The 16,100-nt window shown below is 60.1% G+C and carries 11 protein-coding genes and 1 pseudogene; 7 read left to right on the forward strand and 5 right to left on the reverse strand.

From position 1 onward, the window contains the following. Positions 1 to 382 precede the first annotated feature (382 nt). The gene (gene spy, locus AAIE04_RS09035; protein ID WP_019455252.1) at positions 383 to 874 is read left to right on the forward strand and encodes an ATP-independent periplasmic protein-refolding chaperone Spy; all 492 of its coding nucleotides are present in this window, start codon (positions 383 to 385) and stop codon (positions 872 to 874) included. A gap of 88 nt (positions 875 to 962) precedes the next feature. Here the strand turns inward: spy and AAIE04_RS09040 are convergent, their stop codons facing one another. Next, entirely contained in the window at positions 963 to 2,180 is a 1,218-nt protein-coding gene (locus AAIE04_RS09040) for a Tm-1-like ATP-binding domain-containing protein (RefSeq protein ID WP_498576810.1), read from the reverse strand. 351 nt (positions 2,181 to 2,531) lie between these two features. Between AAIE04_RS09040 and AAIE04_RS09045 the strand changes: the two genes are divergently transcribed. The 4 genes from AAIE04_RS09045 (at position 2,532) to AAIE04_RS09060 (ending at position 11,095) form a co-directional block, all read left to right on the forward strand. Beyond that, positions 2,532 to 3,083, forward strand: a complete 552-nt coding sequence (locus AAIE04_RS09045; protein ID WP_498576867.1) for a TetR/AcrR family transcriptional regulator — start codon at positions 2,532 to 2,534, stop codon at positions 3,081 to 3,083. Between the two features lie 476 nt (positions 3,084 to 3,559). Next, on the forward strand, positions 3,560 to 6,571 hold the full coding sequence (locus AAIE04_RS09050) for an autotransporter outer membrane beta-barrel domain-containing protein (protein ID WP_498576868.1): 3,012 nt from the start codon (positions 3,560 to 3,562) through the stop codon (positions 6,569 to 6,571). 196 nt (positions 6,572 to 6,767) lie between these two features. After that, positions 6,768 to 9,788: an autotransporter outer membrane beta-barrel domain-containing protein gene (locus tag AAIE04_RS09055; RefSeq protein WP_498576869.1), complete on the forward strand. Its 3,021-nt coding sequence runs from the start codon at positions 6,768 to 6,770 to the stop codon at positions 9,786 to 9,788. Positions 9,789 to 10,243: 455 nt separating this feature from the next. Continuing rightward, positions 10,244 to 11,095: a helix-turn-helix domain-containing protein gene (locus tag AAIE04_RS09060; RefSeq protein ID WP_019455248.1), complete on the forward strand. Its 852-nt coding sequence runs from the start codon at positions 10,244 to 10,246 to the stop codon at positions 11,093 to 11,095. Between the two features lie 147 nt (positions 11,096 to 11,242). Here AAIE04_RS09060 and AAIE04_RS09065 read toward each other — a convergent pair. The 4 genes and pseudogenes from AAIE04_RS09065 to AAIE04_RS09080 all read right to left on the reverse strand — a co-directional run. Next, positions 11,243 to 12,058 (reverse strand): annotated as a pseudogene (locus AAIE04_RS09065) (hybrid sensor histidine kinase/response regulator); the annotation flags it as partial. Further along, positions 12,055 to 12,549 carry a putative pterin-binding protein gene (locus AAIE04_RS09070; protein ID WP_063918349.1) on the reverse strand — a complete coding sequence of 165 codons (495 nt, stop codon included), beginning with the start codon at positions 12,547 to 12,549 and terminating at the stop codon, positions 12,055 to 12,057. The pseudogene AAIE04_RS09065 and the gene AAIE04_RS09070, both read right to left, overlap by 4 nt. A 157-nt stretch (positions 12,550 to 12,706) precedes the next feature. Then, a complete protein-coding gene (gene gorA, locus AAIE04_RS09075; RefSeq protein WP_498576811.1) occupies positions 12,707 to 14,059 on the reverse strand; it encodes a glutathione-disulfide reductase in 1,353 nt (450 codons plus the stop codon). 130 nt (positions 14,060 to 14,189) lie between these two features. Then, complete coding sequence (locus tag AAIE04_RS09080) at positions 14,190 to 15,032, reverse strand: 23S rRNA (adenine(2030)-N(6))-methyltransferase RlmJ (protein ID WP_004931012.1); 843 nt, start codon at positions 15,030 to 15,032, stop codon at positions 14,190 to 14,192. Positions 15,033 to 15,167: 135 nt separating this feature from the next. Here AAIE04_RS09080 and AAIE04_RS09085 point away from each other — a divergent pair, with 135 nt between their 5' ends. Next, the gene (locus AAIE04_RS09085) at positions 15,168 to 15,572 is read left to right on the forward strand and encodes an ASCH domain-containing protein (RefSeq protein ID WP_019455244.1); all 405 of its coding nucleotides are present in this window, start codon (positions 15,168 to 15,170) and stop codon (positions 15,570 to 15,572) included. 16 nt (positions 15,573 to 15,588) lie between these two features. After that, complete coding sequence (locus AAIE04_RS09090; RefSeq protein WP_019455243.1) at positions 15,589 to 16,050, forward strand: HIT family protein; 462 nt, start codon at positions 15,589 to 15,591, stop codon at positions 16,048 to 16,050. Positions 16,051 to 16,100 lie beyond the last annotated feature (50 nt).

Raw genomic sequence — 16,100 nt, forward strand, 5'->3', positions numbered from 1 at the left:
CGGCGTAAGCGGCACCTGACGGCCGGTTGTCTTAAAGTGTAGGAGGAGAACATCGGGCCGCGCGAAGTTTGTACAGATTCTTCTCGCTAGCGAAAAACGGTTGATGCAAGGTTGCCGTGAACGCGAGTAAATTATAGCGTTGAGGGTGAGACTGAAAAATAACTCCGCCGAGGGGATTTGCGCCGGGAAATTAAAATTTCCGCCGAATAAACGCCATCTTCATACTTTTTTCATAATTGGTGAATAAACCCATGATGGGTTTTAAAAAGTTTACACACCCTCGCATTACTTGAATTTTATCAGCCTATTATTATCTCCGACGACGAATGAGCCTGTTAACGTACAGCGCTCCTGATGAAGAAAAATTTTTAAGGAAATGATTATGCGTAAATTGACGGCTTTATTTATTGCTTCCACGCTGGCCCTGGGTTCTGCTTCTGCGGCGTTCGCCGCCGACACGACAACCGCTCCGGCGGCGGATGCGGCACCGATGAAAATGATGCATCACAAGGGAGAAGGCAAAGGCGGCCCGTTCGCTGGGCTGAACCTGACCGAGCAACAGCGCCAGCAAATGCGCGACATCATGAAAGATTCGCACCAAAAACGCGGGCCGGGCATGAAAGAGGAACGCCAGGCGCTGCATAATCTGGTCGCTTCCGACAGCTTTGATGAAGCGAAGGCGAAAGCGCAAATTGACACGATCAATAAAGCGCAATCCGAACGCATGCTGGAGCGCGCCAAAGCAGAAAATAAAATGTATAACCTGCTGACTCCTGAGCAGAAAAAACAATACAATGAGAATTATCAGAAACGCGAACAAAAAATGATGGACCACATGAATAAAATGAAGGAGCAGATGTCCTCCGGTCAGTAATATGCGTTCGCAGTGAATAATAAGGGCCAGACGAAATGTCTGGCCTTTTTCATGCATGATTGTCGGTCGATGTTGTATTGCGCGATCGTCATTTCCCGCCGCCAATTTGTCGGAACTGTTCAGCAACGGCCTGCGCAAAACGCGGGTCATTAATATGATAAGGCGTTTTTATCAATCGGCGCCTGTCGGTGGCGTGCACCGTTTCCTCCAGCGTTTGCGTAAAGGCGGCCAGCGCCGCCGGATCCCAGAACGGTTGGCCGGGCGCATCCAGAGCCGACACGCCGCCCGTCGGAATCACAAAGCGCACTTCGCCCGTGCAGGCGTTGATTTTTTCGCCTATCCAACGCCCGGTTAGCGCGTTTTCCTGCACGCTGGTGCGCACCAGCGTGACTTGCGGGTTGTGATGGTGGTGCAGACGGTTGGCGTAGTGAGCCGGTACCGTATTCGGCGCGCCGAAGTTGATCATGTCGATAGCGCCGCAGGAGATCACGCACGGGAGGCCGGTACGCGCGATGGCGCCGAAACGATCGGCATTACAGGGCAGCACACCGCCAAACAGGTAGTCGGTCACTTCGGTGGTGGTTAAATCGATGGCGCCGTGCAGTTGGCGGCTATCGATCAGTTTTTCCAGCGCTCTACCGCCGCTGCCGGTCGCGTGAAACGTCAGGCAATCCCATTGCGGTGCAAGGTTGGCGACCAGCGCCTGAACGCAGGGAGTGGTAACGCCAAACATCGTCAGGCCGATCGCGGGTTTGTCTTCGAGATGATCGGCGGCAGCGAAGCGTACCGCCCCGGCTATCTGACGCGCCGCGTTGCCCAGTACCCGCCGTGAGATGCGGTTGAGGCCGGCGAGATCGGTGACCGAATACATCATGTTGATGTCGCTGGCGCCAACATAGGCGGAAACGTCGCCCGCCGCCATGCTCGAGACCATCAATTTCGGCATGCCAATCGGCAGCTGCTGCATGGCCGGCGTAATGATGGCGGTGCCGCCGGAACCGCCCAGGCCAAGCAGGGCGGCGATATCGCGCCGCGTCAGGATAAAGCGTTCAAAAGCGATCGCCATGGCGGCGATCGCTTGGCCGCGGTTGACGCAGAAGACCGCGCCTGCGCCCGCCGGATGGTGGCGAGCAACCTCTTCTGGGCCGATATCGGCCGGGGAGTTAAACGGCAAGCTACGGGTGGAGAGATCGACGGTTAGCGTGGGCAAATCCAGGCTGGCAATCAGCCGCCGCACATACTCCAACTCTTGTCCTTTGGTATCTGCTGTGGTAGCAATATAGACAAAATTTGAAGTATCTTTCATGCATTTTTCCGAAGGGATTTCTAATTTTTAATTAAAAACATTATGTTATGTTTTTTGATGTTCCCTGGTGTTGGCTTTTAAGTTAAATTGATTAATGTATTTATATAATGAGACGGTAGTATCATTTTTGCAAGGGCAGCTCAATGAAAAATGGGACTCCTGTCTCATTTTTGAGCTTTTTAGCGCGGCCGAGGTTTCACCGCCAACCGGTCGGCCGTGGCGTATCTCCGGTCGCGCAAGCATGTGCAGATGTATGAGGTTTAAGTGCCGATAAATGCTTTTCCCGCCCCGTCCGATCTTTCACTGACTTCCGCCCGGGCTAAAACCTATCGTTTGCTGCTGGGGAGCGCGATGGCGCTGTATGACGAAGGGGCGTTCCCTTCGATCACCGAACTGGCGGCGCACGCGCAGGTTTCACGTGCAACTGCCTACCGCTATTTCCCCACTCAAAGTGCGCTGATTACCGCCGTGGTGACGGAAAGCCTGGGGCCGATCCTGGCCTGGCACCCGCAAGATAACGATGCGCTGAAACGCATTCAGCAGTTGCTGGCCTTCGCCTATCCCCAGATGGAGCGACATGAGGGCGCATTACGCGCAGCGCTGCAGCTCTCTCTACAGCAGTGGGCGAACGCGACGCCGGGCGAAAAATTCGTGCGTGGTAACCGTAAGCGGCTGCTGCAGCTGGCGGTAGAACCGTTGCAGGGCAAACTGCCGCCGGATTCTCTACAGAGAGTGATTTATGCTTTCTCGCTGATTTACGGTTCGGAGGTGTTCCTGGTGCTGAAAGATATCTGGGGGCTGGAGCTGGAGGGTATTCAGGACGTCACGCAGTGGATGGCTAAAGCTATCCTCCGTCAGGCGGAAGAGGATGCGATGAACAGCAAAAAAACATCAGCAGGATAATCCAATTTTTGCCGATGGCCGAGTGATAAACCAGCATAATTCACTGAGTGAATATTGGCAAAATTTATAATTAAAAGTGATAAAAGACGCCTGTTAAGCACTTTTCAGGCGATCTCCCCCTTCGATTCAATCTGATTTATATCTTATTTATCAATATGTTAAGTTTAATTTCTCGCTTTCTAACGCCACTTAGACACTGTGCAATATCATTGTCCTTTCTTATCGCTGTTCACCTGATTCACCCTTGAAACGTTCTCTCCTTCCCCTGGACTACCGAATGACACATTAAGCGCACTTGAGATTGTTGTGCTTTATTTATTTGGTGTTACCAAACTGTTACACAAAAAATCTTATAAAACATTTGCAAACAACAACGGACGGTATCTGGGATGGAGAAGAAACTTAGAGGAGTCAAATCCGCTCGGGCGGCCTTCGGCTGGCCTGAGATCGGGGTTCATCGCGCGCAGTGGAGCGCAATGTTGATCTGCCTGACGGCGATTGGCGGGGCGCAGGCCGCAACCTATATAGAGAACGGCAAGGTAGGCGATCCGGCCAGCTGGCGCAGCAGCGAGTTCAATGCAGAATGGGGGCTGGGGGCGATCCACGCCGACCAGGCCTACGCCGCCGGTTATACCGGAAAAGGCATCAAACTCGGCATTTTCGATCAGCCGGTCTACGCCAAACACCCCGAGTTCGTCGGCCCCGATAAGGTGATCAATCTGGTTACGCATGGCACTCGCGAATACACCGATCCCTATATTCCGGTGAAAAAAGGCGATGACTTCCGCTATGACGGTACGCCGAGCACTGACTCCAGCGGCAAATTAGGTTCGCACGGCACTCACGTGGGCGGCATCGCCGCCGGTAGCCGCGACGGCGGCGCCATGCACGGCGTGGCGTTCAACGCGCAGATCATCAGCGCGGAAAACGGCGACCCCGGCCCGGAAGACGGCATTGTGCTCGGCAACGACGGCGCGGTGTATCAGGCCGGCTGGGATGCGCTGGTGGCCAGCGGCGCGCGCATTATCAACAACAGCTGGGGCATCGGCATTACCGAGAAGTTTGATAAGGGTGGTTATGACCCGGCTTATCCGCATTTCACAGTAAACGATGCGCAAAAGCAGTTCGATCAGATCAAACAGATCCTCGGCACCAAGCCCGGTGGCGCCTATCAGGGCGCGATCGATGCGGCGCGCAGCGGCGTGGTCACCATCTTTGCTGCCGGTAACGACGGCAATCTGAATAACCCCGATGCTATGGCCGGCCTGGCCTATTTTGTGCCTGAGATTGCACCGAACTGGCTGTCGGTCGCCAGCCTGCAGGATCCGACCAATACCGGCGACTACAGCATCAGCACCTTCTCTTCTCGCTGCGGTTACACCGCCAGCTTCTGTGTCTCGGCGCCAGGTACCCGGGTGTACAGCTCGGTGATCGCAGGCACCAGTGTGGACAATCTGACTACCGGCTATGCCAATAAAAGCGGTACCTCGATGGCGGCACCGCACGTGGCCGGCAGCGTCGCGGTGCTGATGGAACGTTTCCCGTACATGACCTCGGCGCAGATTGCCGACGTACTGAAAACCACCGCCACTGATATGGGGGCACCGGGTATCGACGCGCTCTACGGCTGGGGGATGATCAACCTGGGTAAGGCCATCAACGGTCCGGGCATGTTGGTTACCGAGCAGGATATCCCTGAGGAATTTCTGGTTAACGGTGCTTACGGCCCGACCCAGTTCGTGGTGGATTTGCCGGGCGTCGGCGCGGTGCTGGACAAAGGCAAGCCGACCGAGCGCGTCTGCAGCGATACGCTTTGTGGCCTGGATTTCTGGACTAACGACATCTCCGGCCACGGCGGCCTGACCAAAGAGGGCGTGGGCACCCTGGTGCTGACCGGCACCAACACCTATGCCGGCCCGACGCTGGTCAATCAGGGGCGGCTGGCGATCAACGGCTCGGTCACCTCGGATGTCAGCGTGCAGAACGGCGGTATCGTCGGCGGCAGCGGCACGGTCGGTTCACTGACCGCACGAAGTGGCGGCACCGTGGCGCCGGGCAACTCGATTGGCACCCTGAACGTGGCCGGCAACGTCAGCTTCGAGCCGGGGTCGCGCTACGCGGTGGAAGTGGGCCCGAACGGCCAGAGCGATCGGATCCAGAGCAGCGGCTCGGCGACGATCGGCGGCGGCGAGGTGGCGGTGACGCTGGAGAACAGCCCCAACCTGCTGACGGAGAGCGAGGTGCGCAGCCTGCTGGGCCAACAGTACAACATCCTGACGGCGCAGCAGGGGGTGAGCGGGCAGTTTGATGCGGTGGCGCCGAACTACCTGTTCCTCGGCACCGGGCTGAGCTACCAGCCGACCGGAGTGACGCTGAGCGTCGGGCGCAACGGCACGAGCTTCGCCAGCGTGGCGCAGACGTCGAACGAGCGGGCGGTCGCGGCGGCGGCGGATGCGCTGGCGGCGGGCAACCCGGTCTACGAGAGCATTCTCAACAGCGGCACGGCGGGCGAGGCACGGCAGGCGTTCCGCCAGCTGTCGGGGCAAATCCATGCGGACATCGCGTCGGCGCTGGTGAACGACAGCCGCTACCTGCGTGAGGCGCTGAACGGGCGTCTGCGTCAGGCGGAAGGGCTGGCGAGTTCGTCGGCCATCAAGGCGGACGAGGGCGGAGCCTGGGCGCAGCTGCTGGGGGCGTGGGACCACGCGTCGGGCGACGCCAACGCTACGGGTTACCAGGCCTCGACCTACGGGGTGCTGGTCGGGCTGGACTCGGCGGTTGCGGACGACGGGCGGCTGGGGGTAGCGACCGGCTACACCCGCACCTCGCTGCACGGCGGGTACGGGTCGAAGGCGGACAGCGACAACTACCACCTGGCGGCGTACGGCGACAAGCAGTTCGGTGCGCTGGCGCTGCGCGGCGGTGCGGGCTACACCTGGCATCGCATCGACACCAAACGGTCGGTGAACTACGGAATGCAGTCGGACCGTGACACGGCGAAGTACAGCGCGCGCACCGAGCAGCTGTTCGCGGAAGCGGGCTACAGCGTGAAGGGGGAGTGGCTGAACCTGGAGCCGTTCGTGAACCTGGCGTACGTGAACTTCGAGAACAACGGCATCGGGGAGAGCGGTGGCGCGGCGGCGCTGCGCGGGGACAAGCAGCATACCGATGCGACGGTGTCGACGCTGGGTCTGCGTGCGGACACCGCATGGCAGGTGAGCCCGGGCACGACGGTGGCGCTGCGCAGCGAGTTGGGGTGGCAACACCAGTACGGTGGAGTGGAGCGTGGCACGGGTCTGCGGTTCAACGGCGGCAACGCGCCGTTCGTGGTGGACAGTGTGCCGGTCTCGCGCGACGGGATGGTGCTGAAGGCGGGGGCGGAAGTGGCGGTGAACGAGAACGCCACGCTGTCGCTGGGCTACGGCGGGCTGCTGTCGCAGCATCATCAGGACAACAGCGTCAACGCCGGCTTCACCTGGCGCTTCTAAGACGCTTCTTCTCAATCCTTGTACGGGAACCGTCTGCGGGCGGTTCCTTTTTCACATCCTGCTAATGAGAACCCGACGCACCTGGGGCGTCGGCCAATAACAAGCAAAAGGTAAGGAAATGACAACAACAATGGGTTTTGATAGCAAAGGAAAGGCTCGTCGCTCACCGTGGCGGCTGAACGCGCTGGTCTGCTGCATGGCGCTGGCGGGGTATGCGCAGGCCGCAACCTATATAGAGAACGGCCAGGCGGGCGATCCGGCCAGCTGGCGCAGCGCCGAGTTCAATGCCAACTGGGGGCTGGGGGCGATCCATGCCGATGAGGCCTACGCCGCCGGCTATACCGGCAAAGGGCAGAAGGTGGGCATTTTCGACACCCCGGTTAACCACCATCCCGAGTTCGCCGGCGACGGCAAACTGATCAACGTCGTCACCGAAGGCTACCGCGCCTATACCGACCCGCACCGGCCGGGGATCAACGCTGGCGATCGCTTTTACTTCGACGGCACCTTCCATTTCTATAGCGGGGCGACATTGAGCAACCACGGGGTGCACGTCGCGGGGATCAGCGCGGCCAACCGCGATGGCACCGGCATGCACGGCGTGGCCTTCGATTCGCAGGTGATCAGCGTCGATAACGACAACGACGGCCCGGCTTACGGAGAATTCCTCGGTCTGGACGGCGCCGTCACCAATGCCGGCTGGCAGGCGATGATCAAGAGCGGCGCGCGGGTGATCAACAACAGCTGGGGCGTCAGCATTCCCGACTTTCTGTCCGACGGCGGCCGCGATCCTAATGCGCTGCACTTTGAGCTGAAGGATGCGCAGGAACAGTTCGATCAGGTCAAACCGCTGCTCGGCAGCCTGGCCGGCGCAGGTTATCAGGGCGCTATCGACGCCGCGCGCAAGAATATTCTGGTGCTGTTCGCCGCCGGCAACGACGGCAACTACAACCAGCCGGACGTGATCAGCGGCTTGGCCTACTTTGTGCCGGATATCGCGCCGAACTGGCTGTCGGTCGCCAGCGTGGCGCAGGATGCGGCATCAAGCAACAGCGTGCCTTACACCATCAGCAGCTTCTCTTCCCGCTGCGGCTATACCGCCAGCTTCTGCGTGTCGTCACCGGGCAGCAAAATCTACAGCACCGTGGCCAACGGCTCCGATCCGGCCCATCTGGTTTCGGACTACGGCAATAAAAACGGTACCTCGATGGCGACGCCGCACGTGACCGGTGCGGTGGCGGTGTTGCTGCAGCGCTTCCCGTACATGACCTCGGCGCAGATTGCCGACGTGCTGAAAACCACCGCCACCGATATGGGGGCGCCGGGCATCGACGCGCTCTACGGCTGGGGGATGATCAACCTGGGTAAGGCCATCAACGGTCCGGGCATGTTCTATACCGTTGAGGATATTCCCGCAGAATTCCGCATCCCGGATCCGACGGGCGTGGCCTATGGCTCGACCCAGTTTGTCGCCAATATTCCGGGGATCGGCGCCGAGGTGGATGCCGGTACGCTGCACGCCAGGAAATGTGATGACTTCCACTGTGGATGGGAAACCTACTCCAACGACATCTCCGGCCACGGCGGCCTGACCAAAGAGGGCGTGGGCACCCTGGTGCTGACCGGCACCAACACCTATGCCGGCCCGACGCTGGTCAATCAGGGGCGGCTGGCGATCAACGGCTCGGTCACCTCGGATGTCAGCGTGCAGAACGGCGGCATCGTCGGCGGCAGCGGCACGGTCGGTTCGCTGACCGCACGAAGTGGCGGCACCGTGGCGCCGGGCAACTCGATCGGCACCCTGAACGTGGCCGGCAACGTCAGCTTCGAGCCGGGGTCGCGCTACGCGGTGGAAGTGGGCCCGAACGGCCAGAGCGATCGGATCCAGAGCAGCGGCTCGGCGACGATCGGCGGCGGCGAGGTGGCGGTGACGCTGGAGAACAGTTCCAATCTGCTGACGGAGAGCGAGGTGCGCAGCCTGCTGGGCCAACAGTACAACATCCTGACGGCGCAGCAGGGGGTGAGCGGGCAGTTTGATGCGGTGGCGCCGAACTACCTGTTCCTCGGCACCGGGCTGAGCTACCAGCCGACCGGAGTGACGCTGAGCGTCGGGCGCAACGGCACGAGCTTCGCCAGCGTGGCGCAGACGTCGAACGAGCGGGCGGTCGCGGCGGCGGCGGATGCGCTGGCGGCGGGCAACCCGGTCTACGAGAGCATTCTCAACAGCGGCACGGCGGGCGAGGCACGGCAGGCGTTCCGTCAGCTGTCGGGGCAAATCCATGCGGACATCGCGTCGGCGCTGGTGAACGACAGCCGCTACCTGCGTGAGGCGCTGAACGGGCGTCTGCGTCAGGCGGAAGGGCTGGCGAGTTCGTCGGCCATCAAGGCGGACGAGGGCGGAGCCTGGGCGCAGCTGCTGGGGGCGTGGGACCACGCGTCGGGCGACGCCAACGCTACGGGTTACCAGGCCTCGACCTACGGGGTGCTGGTCGGGCTGGACTCGGCGGTTGCGGACGACGGGCGGCTGGGGGTAGCGACCGGCTACACCCGCACCTCGCTGCACGGCGGGTACGGGTCGAAGGCGGACAGTGACAACTACCACCTGGCGGCGTACGGCGACAAGCAGTTCGGTGCGCTGGCGCTGCGCGGCGGTGCGGGCTACACCTGGCACCGCATCGACACCAAACGGTCGGTGAACTACGGAATGCAGTCGGACCGTGACACGGCGAAGTACAGCGCGCGCACCGAGCAGCTGTTCGCGGAAGCGGGCTACAGCGTGAAGGGGGAGTGGCTGAACCTGGAGCCGTTCGTGAACCTGGCGTACGTGAACTTCGAGAACAACGGCATCGGGGAGAGCGGTGGCGCGGCGGCGCTGCGCGGGGACAAGCAGCATACCGATGCGACGGTGTCGACGCTGGGCCTGCGCGCGGACACCGCATGGCAGGTGAGCCCGGGCACGACGGTGGCGCTGCGCAGCGAGCTGGGGTGGCAACACCAGTACGGCGGAGTGGAGCGTGGCACGGGTCTGCGGTTCAACGGCGGCAACGCGCCGTTCGTGGTGGGCAGCGTGCCGGTCTCGCGCGACGGGATGGTGCTGAAGGCGGGGGCGGAAGTGGCGGTGAACGAGAACGCCACGCTGTCGCTGGGCTACGGCGGGCTGCTGTTGCAGCACCATCAGGACAACAGCGTCAACGCCGGCTTCACCTGGCGCTTCTGACGTTCTGCGGGGATCAAAAGAGCAACGGAGCCGGCATGCCGGCTCCGTTTTTATTTGCGGCGGTGGGGGGAGTCCGTATGATGGCGCGGCGCCAGGGCAATAAAAAACCGGGACCCTTGCGGATCCCGGCTTAAAAGTGGGTAAAACAGATTAGCGCTAAAGGCTCAAGCCCCGTTTTGCTTGTGCAGTCCGAGCGATGTGAGCATCGTCTCAGTAGCGGCAACGGAACAAATTTTCCCTGGTGTGACTATGGTTATTATTAAAAAACGTGCTGGTGTTATTTTTTATAGTGTATTGCTGTATGTCTCTTTTGATACCATGTTTGACGATGCAACATGGTATGTCAAGCAACGTTTTTAACGCATAATTGCATGAGATGCTAGTTTTAGATGTGGCTTTTTCATCAGAAATAATCAAAACGACTGATAAATCAGTAAAAAAAATCGAAGGAACAAATGGATAACAATCATCAAAAATTCGATTCACAGTCGATTGCCAATCGGGTCAGGGAGCTGTTTTTACATTACGGGATTGGAAAACGTCAGCATGCCCGAGAGCTCAGCCGCATCTTGGATCTGAGTTTTTCACATGCGCACCGCAAACTGAAAGGGCAAAGTCCCTGGACGCTGGAGCAGATCAACAGCGTTGCGGCTGCGTTGGGAGAAACGCCGGCGGCGATCGCCGATTTTAGCGCCGAACATGAGAGCGCCGAACCAAACATGGCGCGTGATGCCATCTTTTTCGTGGCCGGGGTGGCGATGCCTTGCGTCGGGCACATCGGTGATGAACTGCCTGCGGGGCGGCCGGCGGAGTTTGTGGCGCTGCGCGTAGAGGGGCAATGGCAGATCTATCGCGCCGATGAGGCGCCGGCAGGCCCGCGTTACGGCGTCGATCTGATCGAAATCCGGCCCGGTTACGGCGACGACGAGCGCTTGAGCATCGCGGTATTGGACGATTCGCATCAGGCGGCCGATGAGCTGGCCAAGTACCTCGGCGGTTGCGGTTTCAACGCGGTGGCGTTTTACGACGTCGACAGCTTCTGCCAGGCGTTACAGCAAAGCCTGTTTGACGGTTACGTGGTGGATTGGCTGATCGGTGAAGAAACGGCGGACCGCTGCATCGCCACCATCCGCGCCTCCGACAACCCGGATGCGCCAGTGCTGGTGCTGACCGGCGAACTCGGCACCGACCGGCGCGAATCAGAGATAGCGCAAGCGATGCGTGAGTACGACGTGCTCGGCCCTTACGAAAAACCGGTGCGGCTCCATGTGATCGAAGCCGCACTGCAACGTTGTTTTAATCTTTAGCGGGAAACACCTCGGCCAGCGCGCTCGACAATGCATCCAGCCGGACCGGCTTCATCAGATAGTTGTCGAACAGCGCACGCTGGTCCGCCGTCAGCTGCTCCGGCGTGTAGGCGCTGATGCCGATGATCGGCACATGGCGGTTGGGGCCGCGGCGGTTTCCAGCCGTTGGAAGGTGTCCGCATGTTCCGCCGACACCCGGGTGTTCACCAGCACGTCGATGGCCGACATCACGCTCTGCAGTGAAGTGCGCAGCTCGTGGCCGATGGCGCCGAGGAAGGCGTTTTTGGTGCGGGTCGCTTTCTCCGCCTCGATCGCCTTGGCCTGCTGGCGAATGGTCAGCCGCTGCTGACGGAACACGATGAGCGTAATGGCGATCAACGCGATTACCGAGAACATGACGATCACCAGCCCATAGAAAATGATGTGCCGTTTCTCGATGTAGTCCTCATAGGCGGCGGTGCGTTGCTTCACCTCGGCGTGGTCGGTCAGGTTGGCCATTTCGATGGCGTAAGGTTTGATGGCCTTCATGGCCGCGAAAACCTGGCCGAAGTCGATTTTCGGGCTGTCCAGCAGCTTATCGATGCGATCCATCTGCAGGCGCATCTGTTTGACCACTTCCGGGTAGCCCGGTTCGGCGTACAGCGGCTGGGTGGATTCAGAGACGGTTTCCAGCACATAGAAACGCGAATAGAGGATCTCGAACCGCAACCGCAGGTTGTCGCTGTCCACCTGCGGGGCGTGGCTCTGCTGTTCGACCAGCGTGTCGAATTCCGCCAGCTTGATGGAGAACTTGGCGATCGACCAGGAGTAGTTCTCCTGAGTACCGGCGATGGCGTACAGCCCTTTTTTCGACAGCGTGGCGCTGTAGTAATAGAGCGTGACGGTCGAAGCCACCAAAAACAGCGCGGCGAAAATGGCCGGGATCGCCAGCCTGCTGCCGTTCTTAAAGGTCGTCAGTTTCATTTGATCACGATCCGGTCGACTTGCCAGATAAAGCGCGAGTTGTAGAGCGGCGAATTCAGCTCAGGCCCGGCGGCGTCGCGCGGGTAAACCAGGAACAGCGGGCCGAAGTTTCTGAGCTTCAGCATCTCCCCGTCCATCTTGTAGGCCAGGATCATGTTGTACTTCTTGACGTCGGACAGCGGCACGTCGATGTAATAGTCGTTCAGCGCGTAGAAGGTCAGCGTTTCGCCTCTGGCGCCGACGCGCTCCAGAATATCGGCCACCGAAATCCCTTCAAACTTTCTCTGCGGTGTCCAGGAGGTGGAGGTGGTGATGCTGCGCACCGGCATCGCCAACAGTTGCTTATCGGTGAACAGATAGCTTTTGTTGACCGGGTCGGTCACGTTGTCGATCTTGCCCGCCACTTCCAGGGTAAAGCTGAGCGCGCTGCTCTGGGCGATAATCAGGGCCACGCAGGCCATCGCAAGGGTTTTGCATAGTTTGAACAGCATCGGTGTTCTCCAGAGGCGCGGGGAGGTTGTATCAGTCCCGCTAATTTATCAGGCTGAATAATGGCAGAAAAAGCAGGCGGGTGCGAAGGGAATAGTAAACCGCACAAAAAGAACAGGCCGGATAAATACCGGCCTGCGAGTTGGCTAACCGCAGCGGTTAGCGCATGGTGACGAACTCTTCCGCCGCGGTCGGGTGGATGGCCACGGTGTTGTCGAAGTCCTTCTTGGTGGCGCCCATCTTCACCGCTACGGCGAAGCCCTGCAGGATCTCGTCCATGCCGAAGCCGATGCCGTGCAGGCCGACGATTTTCTCTTCTTTACCCGCGCACACCAGCTTCATGCGGCACGGCTGGCGGTGCTGCGTCACGGCGCTGTACATGGCGGTGAAGGAGGATTTGTACACCTTCACGTTGTCCGTGCCGAACTTCTCGATGGCTTCCGGCTCGGTCAGGCCAACGGTGCCGATTGGCGGGTGGCTGAACACCACGGTGGCGATGTTGCTGTAGTCCAGATGCTCTTCCGGCTTGTTGTTGAACAGGCGCTCGGACAGGCGGCGGCCGGCGGCCAAGGCGACCGGGGTCAGCTCTACCGCGCCGGTGTTGTCGCCCACGGCGTAGATGCCTTTGACGTTGGTGTTCTGGAATTTATCGACGTCAATATAGCCTTGCTCGTTGGTTTTCACACCGGTGACGCCGAGGTTCAGGTTGTCGGTCGCCGGTTCGCGGCCGATGGCCCAGATCAGGCAGTCGACGGTGAATTCCTTGCCGTTTTCCAGCTGCAGCGTCAGGCTGCCGTCGGCGTTCTTGACGATCGCTTTCGGCACCGATTCGGTGTGCAGGCTCGGCCCTTCGGTGTTCATTACTTCCACCAGGGTTTCGACGATCATCGGATCGAAGCTGCGCAGCGGCGCGTGCTTGCGCACGAACAGGTGCGTTTCGGCGCCCAGCGCGTTCAGCACGCCGGCGATCTCCACGGCGATATAGCCGGCGCCGACTACGGCGACGCGTTTCGGCATGGCGTCCAGCTCAAAGAAGCCGTCGGAGTCGATGCCGTATTCGGCGCCCGGAATAGCCGGATGGCTCGGGCGGCCGCCGGTGGCGATCAGGATGTGGTCGGCGGTGATGGTCTCGCCGTTCACTTCCACGGTGTGAGCATCCACGAAGCGCGCGAAGCCTTTGATCACGTCGACCTTGTTCTTGCCCAGCACGTTATCGTAGGAGTTGTGGATGCGATCGATATAGGCGGTGCGGTTGGCGACCAGCTTTTTCCAGTCGAAGGCGTTGACGGTGGTGTCGAAGCCGTAGTCCGGGCCGTACTGATGGATAGCCTCGGCGATCTGCGCCGCGTGCCACATGACTTTTTTCGGTACACAACCCACGTTTACACAGGTGCCGCCCAGCTCTTTGGCTTCAATCAGCGCACACTTTTGGCCGTACATGGCTGCCCGGTTGATCGATGCGATACCGCCGCTGCCGCCGCCAATTGCTAGATAATCGTAATGTTTCGTCATCTGGGATTTCCATGAGTTGTGAATTTGAAGAGGGTAAGAGTTTAACGCCTGACCGGGGTTTGTCGCAAAGATTGCGTCGATGGCTGCGATAGGTGGAGGCCGGGCGCGGCGAGCCGCACCCGGCTGGGGATTATTCCGGTACCACCCAGTTCACCAGATGGTGGCCGATGCCCGACGGCACCAGCACCTTGTGCAGCCACGGCAGCACGTTTTTCATCTGCTGTTCCAGCTTCCACGGCGGGTTGATGACGATCATGCCGGAGGCGGTCATGCCGCGCTGATCGCTGTCGGGCTTCACCGCCAGTTCGATCTGCAGAATGCGGCGAATGCCGGTGGCTTCCAGATCGCGCAGCATGCGTTTGATCTGCTGGCGCATCACGACTGGATACCACAGCGCATAGGTGCCGGTGGCGAAACGCTTGTAGCCTTCCTGAATGCCTTTGACCACGTCCTGGTAATCGGTCTTCATTTCATACGGCGGGTCCATCAGGATCAGACCACGGCGCGACAGTGGCGGCAGCTGGGATTTCAGCTGCTGATAGCCGTCGGCGCGCTGCACTTTGGCGCGCTCGTCTTTCTGGAATTCGCTGCGCAGCAGCGGGTAGTCGCTCGGGTGCAGCTCGGTCAGGTGGATTTTGTCCTGCGGGCGCAGCAGCTGGCGGGCGATCAGCGGCGAGCCAGGATAATAGCGCAGCGTGCCGGAACGGTTGAAGTTATGCACCACGCTCATGTAGGCCGCCAGCTCTTCCGGCAGATCGTCGCGCTGCCACAGCAAGCCGATGCCTTCCAGGTATTCGCCGGTGCGCTCGGCGTGTTCGCCGCTGAGCTGATAACGGCCCGCGCCCGAGTGGGTGTCCAGATACAGGAACGGCTTCTCTTTTTCCTTCAGCGACTCGATGATCAGGCTCTGAACGGTGTGCTTGAGCACGTCGGCGTGGTTGCCGGCGTGGAAACTGTGGCGATAACTTAACATGACGGGTGGCGGTTCCTTGTGCTCCGCAGGCGGAGCATTCAATGCAATAAGGCTTATAATCTGCACAGTATAAACTGTCTGGCCGGGAAAAACTGGACTCCGTTGCCGCAGACGTTCACAGAAAGGGACAGGACGATGAGCAAACAGGCGATTTTGGCAAACTACCCCGACGCGGCGCGCTGGGCGTTTGGCGACGGCCCCGAATTGGCCGACGAACTGCTGCAGTTGGTGCTGAGCGGGGAAAAGACCGCCACCTGCAGCTCCTATGCGAGCTATCGCCGGGAGCAAACGCCGATGATCGGCGACGATAACATTATTCTCGACGGCCGTGGCGAACCGGCCTGCGTGATCAAAACCCTGGCGCTGCGTTTGGTGCGCTATGACCGGATGACCGCCGAGATGGCGGCCAAAGAGGGCGAAGGCGACAAAAGCCTGGCGTTTTGGCGCCAGGGGCATCAAGAGTTCTTTACCCGCGAGGGCACTTTTGCGCCGGACATGTGGCTGGTGTTCGAAGAGTTCGAACTGGTTGAAACGCTGTGAATCACAAGGAGAAAGGATGAGCTGCATTTTTTGCGACATCGTGGCGGGCAAGGCGCCGTGCCATAAAATCTGGGAAGACGACGACCATCTGGCGTTCCTGTCCATCTTTCCCAACACCGACGGTTTCAGCGTGGTGATCCCCAAGGCGCACCACCCGAGCTACGCGTTTGAGCTGCCGGACGAGGTACTGAGCGCGCTGATGCTGGCGACCAAGCGGGTGGCGAAGCAGCTGGACCGCGCGTTCGACGACGTCGGCCGCTGCGGCATGGTGTTCGAAGGCTACGGCGTCGATCATGTGCACGCCAAACTGATCCCGCTGCACGGCACCGCATCGCTGGAGCAGTGGCGGCCGATCGAATCGACCTCGCCGAAGTTTTTCGAGCGCTACGAGGGCTATATCTCCTCCCACGACGCCGCGCGCGCCGACGACGAGCAGCTGGCGGCGCTGGCCGCCCGCATCCGCCAAAGCGCCGTTTAAGGCACGAACGATCAACGCCGGGCATTGATTTTCCTGCTGTCTGGCTCCAT

It is taken from the genome of Serratia sp. Ae19-1 (assembly GCF_059801225.1).